The organism is Bradyrhizobium sp. 141, from assembly GCF_023074055.1.
Classification (GTDB): domain Bacteria; phylum Pseudomonadota; class Alphaproteobacteria; order Rhizobiales; family Xanthobacteraceae; genus Bradyrhizobium.
In genome coordinates this window covers 101,609-118,950 of sequence record NZ_JADPKR010000115.1, presented here as the reverse complement: position 1 = coordinate 118,950, position 17,342 = coordinate 101,609, and the positions used below count along the sequence as shown (strand labels likewise).

General features: G+C 63.3%; 15 protein-coding genes. 7 read left to right on the top strand and 8 right to left on the bottom strand.

Going from position 1 to position 17,342, the window contains the following annotated elements; genetic code table 11:
• Positions 1-424: 424 nt before the first annotated feature.
• From IVA81_RS39195 to IVA81_RS39175, 5 genes are all read right to left on the bottom strand, one after another.
• Positions 425-2,872 (bottom strand): virulence-associated E family protein, encoded by a 2,448-nt coding sequence (locus IVA81_RS39195; protein ID WP_247329250.1) that lies wholly within the window; start codon positions 2,870-2,872, stop codon positions 425-427.
• The gene (locus IVA81_RS39190; RefSeq protein ID WP_247329246.1) at positions 2,865-3,572 is read right to left on the bottom strand and encodes an MT-A70 family methyltransferase; all 708 of its coding nucleotides are present in this window, start codon (positions 3,570-3,572) and stop codon (positions 2,865-2,867) included. The genes IVA81_RS39195 and IVA81_RS39190 overlap by 8 nt, the downstream gene beginning before the upstream one ends.
• Before the next feature lie 59 nt (positions 3,573-3,631).
• Entirely contained in the window at positions 3,632-3,877 is a 246-nt protein-coding gene (locus IVA81_RS39185; protein WP_247329243.1) for a hypothetical protein, read from the bottom strand.
• A gap of 195 nt (positions 3,878-4,072) precedes the next feature.
• A complete protein-coding gene (locus tag IVA81_RS39180; RefSeq protein ID WP_247329239.1) occupies positions 4,073-4,705 on the bottom strand; it encodes a hypothetical protein in 633 nt (210 codons plus the stop codon).
• Positions 4,706-5,053: 348 nt separating this feature from the next.
• Positions 5,054-6,304, bottom strand: coding sequence for a site-specific integrase (locus tag IVA81_RS39175; protein WP_247329236.1), 1,251 nt, complete (start codon positions 6,302-6,304; stop codon positions 5,054-5,056).
• Positions 6,305-6,859: 555 nt separating this feature from the next.
• On the opposite strand from IVA81_RS39175, the gene IVA81_RS39170 reads away from it, so the two are divergent.
• From IVA81_RS39170 to IVA81_RS39145, 6 genes are read left to right on the top strand one after another with little or no spacing between them, the layout of a single operon-like run.
• Positions 6,860-7,516, top strand: coding sequence for a c-type cytochrome (locus IVA81_RS39170; RefSeq protein ID WP_247330248.1), 657 nt, complete (start codon positions 6,860-6,862; stop codon positions 7,514-7,516).
• A gap of 11 nt (positions 7,517-7,527) precedes the next feature.
• A complete protein-coding gene (locus IVA81_RS39165) occupies positions 7,528-8,766 on the top strand; it encodes a cytochrome c (RefSeq protein ID WP_247330245.1) in 1,239 nt (412 codons plus the stop codon).
• A gap of 8 nt (positions 8,767-8,774) precedes the next feature.
• Positions 8,775-8,951 carry a hypothetical protein gene (locus IVA81_RS39160; protein WP_018641890.1) on the top strand — a complete coding sequence of 59 codons (177 nt, stop codon included), beginning with the start codon at positions 8,775-8,777 and terminating at the stop codon, positions 8,949-8,951.
• Complete coding sequence (locus IVA81_RS39155) at positions 8,948-9,511, top strand: cytochrome C oxidase subunit II (RefSeq protein WP_247329233.1); 564 nt, start codon at positions 8,948-8,950, stop codon at positions 9,509-9,511. The genes IVA81_RS39160 and IVA81_RS39155 overlap by 4 nt, the downstream gene beginning before the upstream one ends.
• Positions 9,498-11,120: a b(o/a)3-type cytochrome-c oxidase subunit 1 gene (locus tag IVA81_RS39150; protein WP_247329216.1), complete on the top strand. Its 1,623-nt coding sequence runs from the start codon at positions 9,498-9,500 to the stop codon at positions 11,118-11,120. The genes IVA81_RS39155 and IVA81_RS39150 overlap by 14 nt, the downstream gene beginning before the upstream one ends.
• Positions 11,120-11,935 (top strand): c-type cytochrome, encoded by an 816-nt coding sequence (locus IVA81_RS39145; RefSeq protein WP_247329213.1) that lies wholly within the window; start codon positions 11,120-11,122, stop codon positions 11,933-11,935. The genes IVA81_RS39150 and IVA81_RS39145 overlap by 1 nt, the downstream gene beginning before the upstream one ends.
• A 150-nt stretch (positions 11,936-12,085) precedes the next feature.
• Here the strand turns inward: IVA81_RS39145 and IVA81_RS39140 are convergent, their stop codons facing one another.
• Together IVA81_RS39140 and lipA are read right to left on the bottom strand one after the other, a co-directional pair.
• On the bottom strand, positions 12,086-12,556 hold the full coding sequence (locus IVA81_RS39140) for a type II toxin-antitoxin system RatA family toxin (RefSeq protein WP_247329211.1): 471 nt from the start codon (positions 12,554-12,556) through the stop codon (positions 12,086-12,088).
• Positions 12,557-12,562: 6 nt separating this feature from the next.
• Positions 12,563-13,519 (bottom strand): lipoyl synthase, encoded by a 957-nt coding sequence (gene lipA / locus IVA81_RS39135; protein ID WP_247329208.1) that lies wholly within the window; start codon positions 13,517-13,519, stop codon positions 12,563-12,565.
• A gap of 130 nt (positions 13,520-13,649) precedes the next feature.
• Here lipA and IVA81_RS39130 point away from each other — a divergent pair, with 130 nt between their 5' ends.
• Positions 13,650-14,252, top strand: coding sequence for a DNA-3-methyladenine glycosylase (locus IVA81_RS39130; protein WP_247329204.1), 603 nt, complete (start codon positions 13,650-13,652; stop codon positions 14,250-14,252).
• A gap of 98 nt (positions 14,253-14,350) precedes the next feature.
• On the opposite strand, the gene IVA81_RS39125 is transcribed toward IVA81_RS39130, so the two are convergent.
• Positions 14,351-17,227 carry a valine--tRNA ligase gene (locus IVA81_RS39125; RefSeq protein WP_247329201.1) on the bottom strand — a complete coding sequence of 959 codons (2,877 nt, stop codon included), beginning with the start codon at positions 17,225-17,227 and terminating at the stop codon, positions 14,351-14,353.
• Between the last annotated feature and the right edge of the window lie 115 nt (positions 17,228-17,342).

Here is a 17,342-nt window from a genome sequence, read left to right as displayed (position 1 = left end):
CTAAATGCCGTCACGATGGGCAACCCCCTTCTCGGAATCTGATCCCAGTGCAAACGGACGAGCCCGTGCGGTAATCGGGGCTTTGCAGGCCGTTTCGAGTGCACCCCCCATGGAGCGGGGCGCCCCCCTGGGGCAGCATTGCTGTCAGCGCCCTCCAACGACCCAGAGGACGGCTTGGCCGACCAAGTCCCCCGAAAACGGACGACCAGCCGCTTGCGAGAAAAACGCTGTGCAGAGAGCCATAAGGACGACCTGGATGACCTGGATGACCTGTTGAGAAGAGTTCTCCAGACACGCACCATGGCGCTGTCGCGTGCCGCCTGCCGGGCAGCACATCCTGGAGCAAGTAGGAAATGCCCATCCTCGTCGTCCCTGGTCGTCCAGGTCGTCCGCGTCTCATGCCGAAAGTGCATAGCTGTTGGCTTCATGAGCGTCTGAAGTAGCCCTTCACCCGCTTGTCGCCGATCGTCAGGTTGCCGTTGTCGGGACGATCCCAGCCCAGCTTGCGCATCACGGCAGACAACCGCATCGAATGCCCGGTCTGCTGGGCGCCCGGCGGAATCTTGAGGAGATATTCCAGGAGGTCTGCTGCGGCGACGCGGTCTTCACCAGCTTCGTCATCGCGATAAATGATCTGCACGTCCTCCTCTCGCCAGTAGCCGTCCTTGAACTCACGGACAGCAGCTACTTTCGGCATGTCGCGGAGCACGTCCTCCCAGGGATCAGTGATGCGGCGGGCCTCCTGCTCGATGCCGGCCTCGCCCCACAGCGCCTCATCGAGCACCAGGCTTTCGCCTTGGCTCTGATAGCGCGCCGCCTCGCCCCACAACTGCAACCGGTCGCGCCGCAGTTTCTCGATGTCGATGCTCTTGAGAACCCGCAGCGGCCAGAACCGCCGATTGCCGGTCTGCGATTGCAGGTATTCGGCCGAATTGGTGGTGCCAAATTCGACTGAGCGACGCGGTTGCAACTTGTTGAAATGACCATACGCGGGGCGTGCGCGGTCCACCTGCTTCGATGCGTAGTTCTTGATTTTTTCGACTTCCTTCTTTTGCATGCCCGCGAGTTCGGCGTTCTCGTGAAGCCAGACCCCAGCGAGTTGCTCCTGGACCTCGCGGCTCTCCTTGCCGATAATGCTCTCGTCGGAGAAATTCTCGTCACCGGCGAGCACGCGGATCGCGGTAGACTTGTTGAAGCCTTCGGCGCTTTCCAACACGGTGATATTGTCGAACTTGCAGCCGGGCTTGCGGGCGCGAGCCGTTGCTGCGATCATCGTTTTCCGCATGAAGGCGGCGTTGAGCTTGGTGTCCTCGCAGTTGAAGTATTCCACCGCCATGCGGTCCAGTCGCTTGACGCCATCCCAGTTCGCCTCGGCTTGCGCAAGCATATCGACAACGGGGTCGAAGCAATGCTCCAGCGCGAGCGAGATCACGGCATCGCGCGTGTACTTGTCGTGAAAATCAAGCCCAAAGGTATCCGACATCATCTGCCGCAGCGCGATGACGCCGTTGTCGGTCACTTCGCCAAAAAATTGTTCGAGGGCGTGGCGTGTGGCGTCTTCCTTGAAGCCAAACAAAAACTTGTTGTGGAAGATGTTGTAGCTGCACGCGATGCCGAGCGCAGTGATGGCAAGGCGTGCGTTGTGCATGCTGGGCAGCGGCGAGCCGCCTTCCGTTTTTTCGCGCCAGTCGGGCATGTCTGCCCGTTGTACCTTGCCCGACGCTGGGGCGTGTGACCGCAGGATCAGGCGTTCGATGGCTCGCCGCTTGTTCGATTGGTTCTTGATGTGCTGATTGCATTCCAGGTCGCACAGCAATGCCGCCGCGATCTGCTCATTGCTGTAGCGACCATCGGATTTGAAGATGGCGGCAAGCGCAAGGGACACCTCGCTCCAGCTCTGGTACGGCTTGACAAGGGCGCCGGCGTGCTGGAGATCGAAATTGAGGTCCTTGAGATTGCCGGAATGCCCGACGATCGCCTTGCCCTTGGCGCTGAAGTCGGGAAGCAGATCGGCGGCGCTCTTCAGCCAGCCGCGATGTTTCTCGATAACGGCCCAATCTATGCTGCTGGTGCCGCTCGCGTTGCTGCTCGTCGGACTGGCGCTGCCGGTGTTGTTGCTGCTACCAGCGTTGCTGCTCGTGCTGTCCCCGGAGCTACCAGCCTTGCTGCCGGGGCCGATCGGAAAGTCATCCAGCTTGCACTCAGCAAGCTCGTTATAGGCGAGCAGGCTCGACTCGCATGCCTTGCGGCCCTTCTTGATCTTCGCCTTGGTCGGCAGATTCTTGGTGCCAGGCAAGCGCAGGATGCGGTCGATGTTCTGCGTTCCGGCGACGCTATCCAATTTCTCCATCGCCGCCTTGGAACGGGCTTCGGCATCGGCAACGATGGCTTGCGCTTCCGGCGAGAGAGCCGGCTTCGTCTTGCCATCGCCATCGATGACCATGACCGGATCGGGCAGCGGGATCGGCTGGTCGAGACGCCACAGCACCTGCACGCCGTTGCCGCTATCGACCACAAACATCGGCGTGGGCTCAAACGATTTCAGCGCCGTGAGAAAGCGGGCCTTCGCGGCCTCGGGCGCTTCACCCTCGTGCGGGTCGAGATCGCCGGGCAGAAATTCGATCGCGCTGACGTCCGTCTTCGCTGCCTTCTTGTCCTTGATCCGCACCGGATTGGGCGCGTAGTAGAGATTGTGGTTGCCGTTATAGCGATTGAGGAACACGCGCGCCTGGTCGGCGGTCGTCGCGGTGATGGTCTTAATGTCGTTATTGACGTTCGGATTGATCGCAGACAACTGCCACGGCCCGTCAGGGCGCAGCAGCATCAGGAAGTCGATGGCCTGTTCCAGCGAAGGCCGGGTGCGATCATGCATCGCACGCCTCCGCCTGCTCGCGGCCTGCCTCTGCGCGGTCACGCTTGGGAATCGCGTTGCGCTCGGTGCGGCTGTCCGCCGACGAGAATTTGCCAACCTCATCGCCCCAGGCATCCCAGCCATCACGCTGCTCACGCGCAAACACGTCCGCGCGGCGCAAGCCGGGCGTCCGCTCCGTGATCATGCGGTAAAACTCGTCAGGCTTGCGGCTGTGCTCGCGCGCGATTCCGTCAAAGCAGGACGGCAGCGTGAACTTGCTCGGCTTGCCAACCGTGCCCAGCAGGACAGGCTCATGCATGGTGCGCGCCCAGAACCCGCAGCCCATGCGCACCTTGCCGTTGCGCGTGACCTTGCGCCAGGCAAGCTCAGTCTTGTAGGTGATCCCCCACGCCTCCATGACCGCGACCGCCTGCGCGAGCATCGCGCCGGTTGCCCAGAGCAGGACAACGGCGTGATCTTTCAACAGGCCGCGAACGGGCAATGCCATGACGTCGGCAAGCGTCATGATGCGATAGTGCTTCGATGCCGACTTGCTTTGCCCGGCCGCACTCCAGGTCGAAAACGGCCAGGGCGGGTCGATCACAACCAGATCGTAACTGTACTCCGCCAGGGGAGCGAAGAACGAGACGGCGGTCTCCGGCTCGGGGAAGTTGCGGCCGGCTTGCACGCCCGTGAGCGCGCTGGTATTGCTGACAAACATCTAAAGAGATTCCGTGAGAGGGATTGGAGAGGGCGGCTGGCGGGCCGCCTTTTCTGCGGCTAGGCCGCGCGCTCAGCGGCTTGCGCCGCCCGCTCGCGCATGCGACGCCACGCAGCGGCGGCTTCCTTGCTGATCAGGACGCGCGTGCCGACATTGATCGTGCGCGGCATCTGCTTGCGGTTCTTGTAGAAGAGCTGCACGGAGATGCGGTGGCGCGCGCAGAATTCCTTCACTGTAAACGCATCTGCGTCGTCTGCGACGTCGCGCCGTGCGGTCTTCCGGCCGGTGACTTCGGGGGGGGCCATAGCTGTGTGTGCTCCTACTCGTGTGGTGGCGTGTAGGAGGCAATAGAGCGCGGTCTATCTGCTTCGTAGAGTGCTACGATCGATGTTAGTTCAGGATTGATAGGGGAAGTCGCCAATCTCACAGCGGCTCCAGGCTCTTGTCGTCACGATGCGACACTCGCCCTCGGTCCCCGTGGCGGCAGACTCCGCCAGCGATCACATGTCTCGGGTGATTCGCCGATGCACCGCGTACATGAGCCAGGGATTATATCCCAGGCGTTCTCCTCGATGGCGGTCGATCATTTTAGCAACGCCAGATGGCGTGAACGCCGTGCCGAGGATGGCGTTGAGCGTGACTGTGAGAAAATCGACAACAGGAGCATAGGGCGTGCCGGCATCGTCCTTCTTCCTCGACCAGCGCAGCGCCCCGCCAGACTTCTTCCAGAGGCCGATCAATCGCGATACCAGTTCCGCCTTGATAGGGTCGTTCTTGCCGGCAAACGGGTGAACCCACAAATCGTAATCAGAAAGCCACGCCTCAAGTCGGTACTCCGGCGTCTCGAAATCGGGGTGGACAAAGTCGTCATCGAGCAGGCCGTCCGCCAGCACTCCCGCCAACGCCTTCTGGGACTGGCGCACTGACAGCAATGCCTTGTGGATTTTTTCCCGCTGCTTTGCCGGTTTTTTCCCCTGCAATTTCTTGAGCCACATCTCCCTGGTGGCCCGCGCCGCCCAATAAGCTTGACCGATCTGGTCGGTCTCTCTGCGCAAATCGATGCCCTGGGACGTATGAGTGCAGGTCGAACGAATTGCCTGCCATTTTTCTTCGGAGAGAGCAGTAAATGGCACGACGCTTGTCGCGCCAGCCGAACGGTGTGGCACCGCTCCAACGCGCGATGCTGCGCGTGGTGACCGCCGACTGCCGGCCGGGTTCTCACGTTTAGGCATAGCTTGCACCGACACTTCCGAATATCCTGGTTCAACAACGCAGAGAGCCGCAGCGCGTTGCCACGCGAACTCCATGTATCTTCAGTGATCAAGTTGACGCAAGATGACAAGCAGTCCCGGCGTCGCCGGCTAGAGGGCGCCAACAACTAATGTTTGTCACCAACTATCCGCTGACGTTGGTGGCCAACTGTTGGATGACAACCGTTACAGGACAACGTTGCTCGTCCACTGACGAACAGACTCAGCCGATCAACTCGCCAGCGCTACGATCTTCGCGCCGCTCGGCGGCTCGTCCTGCAGCAGCGCCCTGCGGGAGATGTCGTCGCCGTGCTCGGTGATGAACTTCGAGTACGTTCGCTCGATCATCGCGACGCTGGTGTTGTGCAGCGATGCCACCAGTCTGATCGGAATGTTCTGCAAGAGCATTCGCACGATGCTCGAATGTCTCAGGGCGTAGATCGTCACAACGGCAGGGTCGAGTCCGATCGCAGTGACGATCTTGTCGATCTGCCGATGATAGGTCTGGCCGGGATTATCGCCCCAGGGGCTGCCGTCGCTCTGCAAGAGCAGCGGCGCATCGCCATCGCGACCTTTCGCCGACTCCTTCAGCTTGGTCGCGAGCTGCGCCGTGATGGGCACGCTGTAGCGCTCGACTTTCTTCTTGGCGCGATTGCGTCCGCCGCCTTTGGCTGATTTCGGCATCGACAGTTTCGGCCGCACTGGATGGGCGTCCAGATCGGCAACGCGCAGGCGCACGGCTTGGCTTGGCCGCGCGCCTGTGATCGCCAGCGTATCAGTCAGCAGCCCCAACTTGTCATCCAGCCCATAGGCGGTGACGACGAATTCCCGCACTTTCTGATCAGAGAGGACGACGTTGCGGGCTTCCTGCGCATCCGGCAGGCCGGCGAGACCAACGTCCCACGCACGCTTATTCTGAATGCGCTGATCGTGCTGTGCAGCCAGCTCCAGCGCAGCGCACAGGCAGCCGGAGAGTCGATTGACTGTCGAACGCGCCATCTTGGTCAGCAGGCCATCGCGCCATTTCTGCCACTCATTCGAGGTGACCAGGGCGACTGGTTTGGCGAGCAGCACGGATGTGAGGTGCACGCGAGGCCATTGTGCGTTGTAGGGGTTGGCGCTGCGCGCTTTGAGATCGCCTTCATAGGCGGTGAGAGCGCCGTCCACGGTGACGGGTGCATTATCGCCGGTGCCATGATCGCCGCGCGCCAAACGTTTCGCGGCGTCCTGCGCCTGGAAGAACGTCATGACGTCTTTGCCGTCAGAGTCCGCGAAGTCGTCGGCATCGGCGATGCGCTTGGTCCAGTAGGCACCATGACCGTTGCTCGATTTCACCACCCATGCGCCATTGGTACGATTACGCCGGTAGAGCAGCGAGACGCCTCGCGCCAATGACGGGCCGGGATATGGCTTCCGGCGAACCTGCAACTTCAGACGCGCGCTGCGGCTTTCGAGGGCGCTGTGACGAACCTTGCGTGCCATGTGTGTCCCCGGTTTTGTCCCAATGGTGTGTGGGAATGCGGAGGAATGCCGATGGCATCATATGGCAGTAAACTTCGTCTGATCAACGAGTTGGTCATTCCATATGGTTCTCTACTATTCCATACGGATCTTTATTTTCCCCTGCGCAGGGAAGGCCGGTTGTTTGGCTTCACCTGTATGCCGCTGTGCAGCCTCTTGTAGCGCAACCTTCGCACAGTGGACCGCTGGTGCCCAGCCGGCATCCGGTCTTCCCTGCACCCTCTGACAAAGAGGGTGATGAGATCAAGCAAATCTCGGGCGAGATGAGCCGCGAGACTGCAAACTTATGTTTGCTTTTCAAAAAACTCGCAAAATTTGTCGAAATGGATCGTCATTGCATTGCAAAGCCGCGACCAAACGTCGTTGATCCCTTCGGCGCTTGCGCGCAGCTATATTGGCGCAATAATGGAGCAGTATGTTGTGGCCAGGAATCAACCCGGTCCTGCTTTCTGGAGGGCGACGAAAGTGTTCGCTCGCTACCCTGCCCTGGCCTTCGCCATTGCCACCTTGGCCGCCATGGATGGCGCGGCCGCACAAACGGCCAACCAGCCGCCCGACACGATGGCGGCGCGGGTGGAGGCGTGCACGCCCTGTCATGGCAACAAGGGCGAAGGCACCAACGACGTCTATTTCCCGCGGCTTGCCGGCAAGCCGGCCGGTTATCTCTACAATCAGCTCCTCGCCTTCCGCAGCGGCCGGCGCAAATACCCGCCGATGAACTATCTGCTGGAATTTCTGCCGGATCCGTATCTGGAGGCGATGGCAGCATATTTTGCCAGCGAGCACCCTCCGCTACCGCAGCCTGCCCCGAGCGAGGTCAGCAAGGAAGTCCTCGCGCAGGGCGAGTTGCTCGCGACCAGCGGCGACGCCGATCGTAGCATTCCGGCCTGCGTCAGCTGTCATGGTCCCGGCCTCACGGGCATGCAGCCCGGCATTCCCGGTCTGCTCGGTCTCCGCGCCGCCTATGTCAGCGCCCAGCTCGGCGCCTGGCGCTACGGCAACCGCACGGCGAAAGCGCCCGATTGCATGCAGCTCGTCGCCGGGCATCTGACCGAGGCCGATGTCACCGCGGTTGCCGCGTGGCTCGCGACGCGGCCGGCGCCCGCGAACCCTGCTCCCGTGCCGAAAGGCACCTACGCGCTGCCATTCGGCTGCGGCAGCCAGCCCAACTGACGAGGCGGATGATGGGCTCGAAACTGTCGATCACGCTTCTCGCCCTCGCCGCGCTGACGACGGCGGCACAGGCGCAGGACAAAAACAGCGACGTCGTCGCGCGCGGCGAATATCTCGCCCGCGCCGGCGATTGCACCGCCTGCCACACCGCGGCGGAAGGCCATTTGTTCGCCGGCGGCCGCGCCATGCCGACGCCGTTCGGCACCCTCTACACCTCCAACATCACGCCGGATCCTGCGACCGGGATCGGCAAGTGGAGCGCGGACGACTTCTACAAGACCATGCACAGCGGCCGTTTCCCGGACGGCGGGCTGATCTATCCGGCGATGCCGTTTGCGTCCTACACCAAGGTCACGCGCGCCGACAGCGACGCGATCTTCGCGTACTTGCGCTCGATCCCGCCGGTCATCCAGAAGAACAAGCCGCACGAGCTGCGCTTCCCCTATGACAACCGCCAGCTCATCCTCGGCTGGCGCACGCTGTACTTCCGTGAGGGCGAGTTCAAGCCTGATCCTGCGAAATCGGCCGAATGGAATCGCGGCGCCTATCTGGTCGAGGGCCTCGGTCATTGCAGCATGTGCCATTCGCCGATCAACGCGCTCGGCGGCACCTCGCAATCGGACGCTTTCAAAGGCGGCCTGATCCCGATGCAGAACTGGTACGCCCCCTCGCTGACCTCCAATCGCGAGGCCGGGCTAGGCGATTGGAGCATCAAGGACATCACCGACCTGCTCCAGACCGGCGTCTCCATGCGCGGCGTCGTCTACGGCCCGATGGCGGAGGTCGTGCACAACAGCCTGCAATATCTTGATGACGCGGACACCAGGGCCATGGCTGTCTACCTCAAGGGCATCTCAGAACCATCGCCACCTCCGCCGCCGAGCTCGACGCTACCGACCACCGAGAGCAGCTTGCTGATCAGCCTCGGCAAGTCCGTCTACGACAAGAGTTGCGCGAGCTGTCATGGCACGCAGGGCGAAGGCAAGCCGCCGCACTGGCCGCCGCTCGCCAACAACCAGTCGATCGAGATGCAGTCGGCGGTCAATCCGATCCGCATGGTGCTCAATGGCGGCTATCCGCCGGGCACCAAGGGCAATCCCATGCCCTACGGCATGCCGCCTTTCGCAGGCCTCCTCTCCGACAACGAGGTCGCCGCCGTCGTCTCCTACATCCGCACCGCCTGGGGCAATCGCGGCACGCCGGTCTCGGCCCGCGAGGCCAACGAGCTGCGCTCCGCACCGCTGCATTGAGACACGCCATGATCAATTCCGACCCGCCGACCAGCCCAGCTGCCGCCGACCAGGCCGTCGAGGAGGTCGTAGCGCAAGGGCCCTCCGGCGCGATCGTGCTCGCCGGCATCGCCACGGCCTGCGTGGTCGCGATGTGGCTCGCGTTTTACCTGTTCGTGTTCTTGCCGCGCGGGCCGCTGCAATGAGCGCAGAGGACACCCATGGCAGCGCCGAGGTCGCGGCCCGAATCGAGCGGCGCTGGGCCACCATTGCGGTCGTCATCATCGTGATGATGGCGCTGCTGGCGGCGTTCGCCGGCATCCATCGCGCGACCATGCCGCAGCCGCGCGTGGAGATCACCGATCCCTCGCGCCTGCATCTGTCCGGCGAATTCGTCGAGAGCAATCTCGGCAGCGTGCTGGAGGCCAACGGCAACGTGACGGTGCGCGCGATCGGCCAGCAATATTCCTTCACGCCGGCCTGCATCGTGGTGCCCGTGGACACGCCGATTACGCTGCGTGCCACCAGCGCCGACGTCGTGCATGGCATCCTGATCCAGGGCACCAACGTCAACACCATGCTGGTGCCCGGATACATTTCCGAGCAGCTCATGCGCTTTACGCGGACCGGCGACTACCTGATGCCCTGCCAGGAGTTTTGCAGTTTTGGTCACGAGGGCATGTGGGGCAAGGTCAAGGTGATCGACAAGACCGAATTCGAGGGTCGTGCGAAGGGTGGCGGGAGGCTGAGCTGTGTTGGTCAATAGGAAGCTCATCCTCGCCCATTTCTGGCTGGCCTTCGCCGTGTTCGGCATCGCGCTCACGCTCGGCGCCTGGCAGATGTTCATCCGCAGCCCGATCGGCACATGGCTATCCAATCCCGAGCTCTATTACCGCTCGCTGACCGCGCACGGCACAGTGATGGGCTACGTCTTCCCGACCCTGGTCGCGATGGGATTCGGCTACGCCATCAGTGAGTCCGCGCTGCAGCAGCGTCTGGTCGGCGTGCGCTGGGCCTGGGCTGGTTTCTGGCTGATCGTCGCCGGCAGCATCATGGCGGTGATCCCGATCGCACTGGGCCGGGCCTCGGTGCTCTACACTTTCTATCCGCCGCTGATCGGCAACGTCTTCTACTATCTCGGCGTCGTGCTGGTCGTGGTCGGCTCGTGGTTCTGGGTCGCGCTGATGTCGATCAATCTGCGCGTCTGGCGAAAGGCCCATCCCGGCGCGCCGGTGCCGCTGGCGATGTTCGCCAACGTCGCGGGTTCTTACTTGTGGGCCTGGACTGCGGTCGGGGCCGCGCTCGAGTTGCTGTTGCAGATCATCCCGGTCGCGGCGGGGCTGAAGAGCACGATCGATGCCGGCCTCGCCCGCGTGTTCTTCTCCTGGACGCTGCACGCCATCGTCTATTTCTGGCTGATGCCGACCTACATCGCCTATTACACCATCGTGCCGCGTGCGATCGGCGGCCGGGTCTATTCCGACAGCATGGCGCGAATCTCCTTCATCCTGTTCCTGGTGGTGGCGATGCCGATCGGCATGCATCACACCTTCGCTGATCCGCAAGTCGGCGCCGGCTTCAAGTTCATCCACTCGGCCTTCACGGCGCTGGTGGCACTGCCGACGCTGCTGACCGTGTTCACGATCTGCGCTTCCGTCGAGATCGCGGCGCGGCTGCGTGGTGGGCGCGGCATGTTCGGCTGGATCAGGGCCCTGCCCTGGGACAATCCGATGATGCTGGCGCTGGCGTTCTCCTTCGTCATGCTCGGCTTCGGCGGGGCCGGCGGCCTCATCAACATGAGTTATCAGCTCGATGCGTCGATCCACAACACGCAGTGGATCACCGGCCATTTCCATCTGATCTTCGGCGGCGCCATCGTGATCATGTATTTTGCGATCGCCTATGATCTGTGGCCGCATCTGACGGGACGCGAGCTGATCGATGTCCGCCTGATGCGCACCCAGCTCTGGCTGTGGTTCGTCGGCATGATCGTCACGACCTTCCCGTGGCACTGGGTCGGCATCCTGGGCATGCCGCGCCGCATGGCCTATTTCGATTTCGGCGATCCCGCGATCGCGCCACAGTCGCTTTCCGTCACCCTCTCGGCGATCGGCGGCTTCGTCCTGCTGGCCTCGGGAATCATATTCATCGTCATCCTGGCCCGCGGCATGCGCGCGCCGCAGGCCGAAGCCGGTCCCTATCGCTTTGCGCTCGCCGTGCACGAACCGAAGACGGTGCCCGTCGCGCTCAATACGCATGCATTGTGGGTGGCGCTGATGATTGCCCTCACCCTCACCAATTACGGCTACCCGATCCTGACGTTGGCGCTGACCGAGGGCACATCGGTGCCGGCCGTCTATGTGGGAGCGCAGTGATGAGCACGCGCGACCTCTTCACTTTCAGCAATCCGCATTTCACGCGAGGGGTCGGCATCACCGCTGCGATCCTGATCGTGACCGCGATTGCCGGCTTCATCGTGCTGCCGTTCGCGCAGCCCTGGGTGCAATTCGCCAATGTCTGGGACGCGATCTGTAGCGCTGCCGGCGTGCCGCAGCGTGCCGCCAGCGTCACGGCGCCCGAGCAGGCCAAACGGCTGTCCGGGGTCGTGCTCACCTCGAATACGCTGTCACGCCCGAGCCAGGAGGCGATCGGCCGCGGCGCGACGCTCGCGCAGCGTTGCGCCATCTGCCACGGCCCGACCGGCATCAGCCGCGCGGACTCGCCCAATCTCGCCGGCCAGTATGCGGCCGTGATCTACAAGGAGCTGCACGATTTCCGCTCGGGTGCGCGCACCAATGCCGTGATGTCGCCGTTTGCGGTCAACCTGACCGATCAGGAGATCGCGGATCTCTCGAATTATTACGCCTATCTGCCGCGGCTTCCGGCCTATCACCCGACACCGCAACTGCCGAAACCCAGCATCGTCATCTACGGCGCGCCGATGCGTGGGATCGCGCCCTGCGGTGCCTGCCATGGCAGTCTCGACAACAAGACCGGCAGCCCGTGGCTGGAGGGGCAGTCCGAGGCCTACATGAAGGCGCAGCTCCAGGCGTTTGCCTCAGGCGAGCGCCGCAACGACATCAGCCAGCAGATGCGCAACATCGCCCGCGCGATGACGCCCCAGGAGATCGAGCAGGCCGCGGCCTACTACGCCTCGCAGCCGCCGGATGTGGTGAAGGCTGTGGATTGAAGGGTGACGCTCGTGCCCCGGACGCAGCGCAGCGCTCCTTAAGCGGTGCGCTGCAGAGCCGGGGCCCATGCTTTGCGGCACTCTGGGTCCCGGCTCTGCGGAGCAGCGCTACGCGCTGCACCGCGTCCGGGACACGAGAGCCAGGATAGACTACGACGACGCCAGCTTCGGCCGCCCGTAGATCGCATCCGCCCGCTTTTCGAACGCCGTCGAGAATCGCGCGAAGGCGGCATCGAACATCGAGCCCATCAGCAACGCCAGCATGCGGCTCCTGAACTCGTAGGACAGGAAGAAACCGACGTCGCAGACGCCCTCACCTTTGGGCTCGAACGTCCAGCGGTTTTCGAGATTACTGAAGGGACCTTGCAGGTACTCGACGAGAATCTTCAAATTGGCGCGGTCGAGGCTCACCCGGCTGGTGAAGGACTCCTTGACCAGCTTGAACGACACCGTCATGTCGGCGATCAGCACCTCGGTGCCGTCGGGCTTGGCCATCCGCTGGCGCACCTTCAACGCGCTGCACAGCGGCACGAACTCCGGGTAGCGCTCGATGTCGGCGACCAGATCGAACATCTCGGAGGCGCTGTGATTGACACGGCGCTTGCTCGAAAATTTGGGCATGGCGGTTCAGCGGGCGGTCGCGGCCCGCGCGGCCTTCAGTCTCGCGAAATCCTCGCCGGCATGATGTGACGAGCGGGTGAGCGGGCTCGCCGACACCATCAGGAAGCCCTTGGTGTAGGCGACCTTTTCGTAAGAGGCGAACTCGTCCGGCGGCACATAGCGCATGACGGCGTGGTGCTTGCGGGTCGGCTGGAGATACTGCCCGATGGTCAGGAAATCGACCTCGGCCGAGCGCAGATCGTCCATCACCTGCTGCACCTCGTGCCGCTCTTCACCGAGACCCACCATGATGCCGGACTTGGTGAAGATGGTAGGATCGAGCTCCTTGACCCGCTGCAACAGCCGGATCGAATGGAAGTAGCGCGCGCCGGGCCGCACCGTGAGATAGCGCGACGGCACCGTCTCGAGATTGTGGTTGAAGACGTCGGGCTTCGCCGCGACGACGATTTCGAGCGCGCCTTCCTTGCGCAAGAAGTCGGGCGTCAGGATCTCGATCGTGGTCGAAGGGCACGCAGCGCGGATGGCGCGGATCGTCTCCGCGAAATGCTGGGCGCCGCCATCAGTGAGGTCGTCGCGGTCGACCGAGGTGATGACGACATGGGCAAGGCCGAGCTTGGCCGTCGCCTCGGCGACATTCTCAGGCTCGGCTGCGTCCAGCGCATTCGGCAGGCCGGTCTTGACGTTACAGAAGGCGCAGGCGCGGGTGCAGGTGTCACCCATGATCATGAAGGTGGCGTGCTTCTTGTCCCAGCACTCGCCGATGTTCGGGCAGCCCGCCTCCTCACACACCGTGTGCAGGCCGTTGGACCGCACGATATTGCGGGTGTCGGCATAGCCGCGGGTGTTGGGCGCGCGCACGCGGATCCAGTCCGGCTTCGGCGGGGAAGCGGAATCGGGCCGGTTCACCTTTTCGGGGTGGCGCGGGCGCAGCGGGTTCGAGATGGTATCGACAATAACGACCATGGGGTGTCCGGTCTGTTCAGGTCCTACCTAGTCGGTCTCGCCAGGCATCGCAACCCGGCTCGCACCGCTTCAGGGAACATGGCAGATATGGGCAATATCCTGCTCTGTTCTCAAGCGATTCTCACCTCGAATGGCTCCAATCCCGAAGACTTCACCACCGCGGCTCGGCAAAGCGCTGAAGCGCAGCTTTTTCGATCGCAACGTCCGCGAGGTCGCTCACGACCTGATAGGCGCCACGATGCTGGTGGACGGCGTCGGCGGGATCATTGTGGAGGTCGAGGCCTATCATCATACCGAGCCGGCGGCGCACTCCTACAACGGCCCGACGCCGCGGAACCAGATCATGTTCGGCCCGCCCGGCTTTGCCTATGTCTACCGCTCCTACGGCATCCATTGGTGCGTCAATTTCGTCTGCGAGGAGGAAGGCTCGGCCAGTGCTGTGCTGATCCGCGCGCTGGAGCCGACCCATGGATTGGCCGCGATGCGCCGCCGCCGCCATCTCCAGGATTTGCAGGCGCTGTGCTCGGGCCCGGGCAAGCTGACCGAAGCGCTCGGCATCACCATTGCGCACAACGCCCTGCCGCTGGACCGGCCGCCAATCGCGCTGCATGCGCGCACCGAGGACGTTGAGGTCGCGACCGGCATCCGGATCGGCATCACCAAGGCGGTCGAGCTGCCCTGGCGTTACGGCGTCAGAGGCTCGAAGTTTCTCAGCAAGCCATTCCCGAAATAGGGACAGAGCCCATTCCGATGAAATCGGAACGGGCTCCGGATTCTTGTCTTGACGCGTTTTCTTTACGCGAACCGGTATCCACTTCGCTCGAAAACGCTTTAGGACGCCTGCTTCAGCCGCTCCATGGCTTCGAGCAGCTTGGCCTTGCGGGCCAGCGCGGCCTCGCGCTTTTCGCGCTCCTCCTCGACGACCTCTTCGGCCGCGTTGGCGACGAATTTCTCGTTCGCCAACTTGGACTCGGCGCGCTTGATGTCGGCGTCGGCCTTGCCGATCTCCTTGTCGAGACGCGTGCGCTCGGCGGCGACGTCGATCACGCCCTTGAGCGGCAGCGCGGCCACCTCGCCGCGCACGAGCAATTGGACCGCGCCGTCGGGCGCACGGTCGGCGAAGGAGATGTCCGACAGCCGTGCCATGCGCTTGATGACGTCGGTCCAGCGCGGCGCGCGCTCCCTCGTTTCAGTCGATGCGCCCGCAAGCACCAGCGCCGTCAGCGTCGCCGGCGGGATGTTCATCTCGGCGCGCACCGAACGGATCTGCGTGACCAGGTCGATCACCCAGCCGATCTCGGCTTCCGCCTTGGGATCGCTGAAGTCGGCATGGTCGAAGATCGGCAGTATCCAAGCGGGCGAGACGAGCGGATCGGTCGCCCCCGTCGTCGCAGCCAGCATCGCAAGCTGCTCCGGTGTCGGCGCGGCCGACTTCAGCGGCCACGACGCCAGTGCGAGCAGGCCGTCGCGCTTCGCCGTGACTTCCCACAGCTCTTCGGTGATGAAGGGCATGAAGGGGTGAAGCAACTTCAGGATCTCGTCGCGCGCCCAGGCGACCATGGCGCGGGTCTCGTCCTTGGCGGGACTGTCCGGACCAAGCAGCACGGGCTTGGCGAGCTCGACATACCAGTCGCAATAGACGTTCCAGACGAAGCGATAGATCGCGCCTGCCGCGTCGTTGAAGCGATAGGCTTCGATCGCCTCGGTCACCTCGCGCGTGGTGTGCGCGCTCTCATGCGCGATCCAGCGGTTCAGCGTCTCCTTCGCCTTCGCCGGCTCGAAGCCTTCAGGCACGGCGCAGTGGTTCATTTCCGCAAAGCGGGACGCATTCCAGAGCTTCGTCGCGAAATTGCGATAGCCCTCGACGCGGCTGGTGGCGAGCTTGATGTCGCGCCCCTGCGCCGCCATCGCGGCCAGCGTGAAGCGCAGCGCATCCGCGCCGTATTCCTCGATCAGGTTGAGCGGATCGATGACGTTGCCCTTCGACTTCGACATCTTGGCGCCTTTCTCGTCACGGACGAGGGCGTGGATGTAGATGGTCGAGAACGGCACCTCCTTCATGAAGTGCAGGCCCATCATCATCATGCGGGCGACCCAGAAGAAGATGATGTCGAAGCCGGTCACCAGCGCGTTGGTCGGGTAGTAGCGCTGCACCTCGGGGGCGTCTTCCGGCCAGCCGAGCGTCGAAAACGGCCACAGCGCCGAGGAGAACCAGGTGTCGAGCACGTCCTCGTCGCGGGTGATGAAGCCTTCGCGCTTGTTGCGGTCGAGCGCCATCTCGCGACCCTGCTCGGCCGTGATGACCTCCTGCTCGACATAATAGCCGAGCGCGTGGCTGACGGCCTCCTCCTCGGTCTCGGCGACGAACACCTTGCCGTCAGGGCCGTACCAGGCCGGGATCTGATGGCCCCACCAAAGCTGGCGCGAGATGCACCAGGGCTGGATGTTCTCCATCCATTCGAAATAGGTCTTTTCCCAGTTCTTGGGCACGAACGACGTTTCGCCCGAACGCACCGCTGCGATCGCGGGCTTGGCCATCGTCTTGGCGTCGACGTACCACTGGTCGGTCAGATACGGCTCGATCACGGTGCCGGAGCGATCGCCATGCGGCACCATGTTGGTGTGCGGCTCGATCCGCTCGACGAAGCCGAACGAGTCCAGCCGTTCGACGAGGCGCTTGCGCGCGGCGAAGCGGTCGACCTTGTGAAATTCCTCGGCGAATTGCCCGGCGCCTTCCGGAAGGTCGCGCAGATAGTCCTCGTTGTCGACGAGATCGAGACAGCCTTCCCTGTCGATCACGCTGATGCGGCGCAGGCCGTGGCGGTTACCTACCTCGAAATCGTTGAAGTCGTGCGCCGGCGTTATCTTCACCGCGCCCGAGCCCTTTTCCGGATCGGAATAGTCGTCGGCGACGATCGCAATCTTGCGGCCGACCAGCGGCAGGATCACGTTCTTGCCGATGAGCTTCTGATAGCGCTCATCCTCGGGATGCACGGCAACGCCGGTATCGCCGAGCATGGTCTCGGGACGCGTGGTGGCTACGACGATGAAGCTCGAGGGATCCTCGGGATTGAACGTCTTGCCCTCGATCGGGTAGCGCAGATACCAGAGGTGGCCCTTCACCTCGGTCTGCTGCACCTCGAGATCGGAGATCGCGGTCAAGAGCTTGGTGTCCCAGTTCACCAGCCGCTTGTCCTTGTAGATCAGTCCCTCGCGGTGCAGCTCGACGAACACCTTGACGACGGCTTTCGACAGGCCCTCGTCCATGGTGAAGCGCTCGCGCGACCAGTCGCAGGAGGCGCCGAGCCGCTTGAGCTGGTTGATGATGGTGTCGCCGCTCTCGGCTTTCCACTGCCAGACCCGCTCCAGGAATTTCTCGCGGCCCATCTCGCGGCGGCCGGGCTGCTGGCGCTCCATCAGCTGCCGCTCAACCACCATCTGGGTGGCGATGCCGGCATGGTCGGTGCCGGGCTGCCAGAGCACGTCGCGACCGCGCATGCGCTCGAACCGGCACAGGATGTCCTGCAGCGTGTTGTTGAGGGCATGGCCCATGTGCAGCGAGCCCGTCACGTTCGGTGGCGGGATCACGATGGTAAAAGGCACGGCGTCGCGGCGGTCGGGGCGACCGGCCTTGAAGGCAAGGCTGTCCTCCCACACCACGGACATGCGGGCTTCGATATCGGCGGGCTGGTAATTTTTCTCGATCATGGGGCTGCTAGAAAGCCGCGTGTGCGGGTCAAGTCAACGGGAAGCTCAGCGGCAAAGGGCATTCGGCCCGGTCCGCAGGCCGAATATGCCCTGGGAGCAGGGCTATATCGGGGCC

Bases quoted from the DNA above. Each gene is read 5' to 3' on its own strand.
- IVA81_RS39195 (WP_247329250.1), bottom strand. From the start codon at position 2,872: ATGCATGATCGCACCCGGCCTTCGCTGGAACAGGCCATCGACTTCCTG.
- IVA81_RS39160 (WP_018641890.1), top strand. From the start codon at position 8,775: ATGATCAATTCCGACCCGCCGACCAGCCCAGCTGCCGCCGACCAGGCC.
- lipA (WP_247329208.1), bottom strand. From the start codon at position 13,519: ATGGTCGTTATTGTCGATACCATCTCGAACCCGCTGCGCCCGCGCCAC.
- IVA81_RS39185 (WP_247329243.1), bottom strand. From the start codon at position 3,877: ATGGCCCCCCCCGAAGTCACCGGCCGGAAGACCGCACGGCGCGACGTC.
- IVA81_RS39165 (WP_247330245.1), top strand. From the start codon at position 7,528: ATGGGCTCGAAACTGTCGATCACGCTTCTCGCCCTCGCCGCGCTGACG.
- IVA81_RS39170 (WP_247330248.1), top strand. From the start codon at position 6,860: ATGGATGGCGCGGCCGCACAAACGGCCAACCAGCCGCCCGACACGATG.
- IVA81_RS39125 (WP_247329201.1), bottom strand. From the start codon at position 17,227: ATGATCGAGAAAAATTACCAGCCCGCCGATATCGAAGCCCGCATGTCC.
- IVA81_RS39175 (WP_247329236.1), bottom strand. From the start codon at position 6,304: ATGGCACGCAAGGTTCGTCACAGCGCCCTCGAAAGCCGCAGCGCGCGT.
- IVA81_RS39155 (WP_247329233.1), top strand. From the start codon at position 8,948: ATGAGCGCAGAGGACACCCATGGCAGCGCCGAGGTCGCGGCCCGAATC.
- IVA81_RS39145 (WP_247329213.1), top strand. From the start codon at position 11,120: ATGAGCACGCGCGACCTCTTCACTTTCAGCAATCCGCATTTCACGCGA.
- IVA81_RS39190 (WP_247329246.1), bottom strand. From the start codon at position 3,572: ATGTTTGTCAGCAATACCAGCGCGCTCACGGGCGTGCAAGCCGGCCGC.
- IVA81_RS39140 (WP_247329211.1), bottom strand. From the start codon at position 12,556: ATGCCCAAATTTTCGAGCAAGCGCCGTGTCAATCACAGCGCCTCCGAG.
- IVA81_RS39130 (WP_247329204.1), top strand. From the start codon at position 13,650: ATGGCTCCAATCCCGAAGACTTCACCACCGCGGCTCGGCAAAGCGCTG.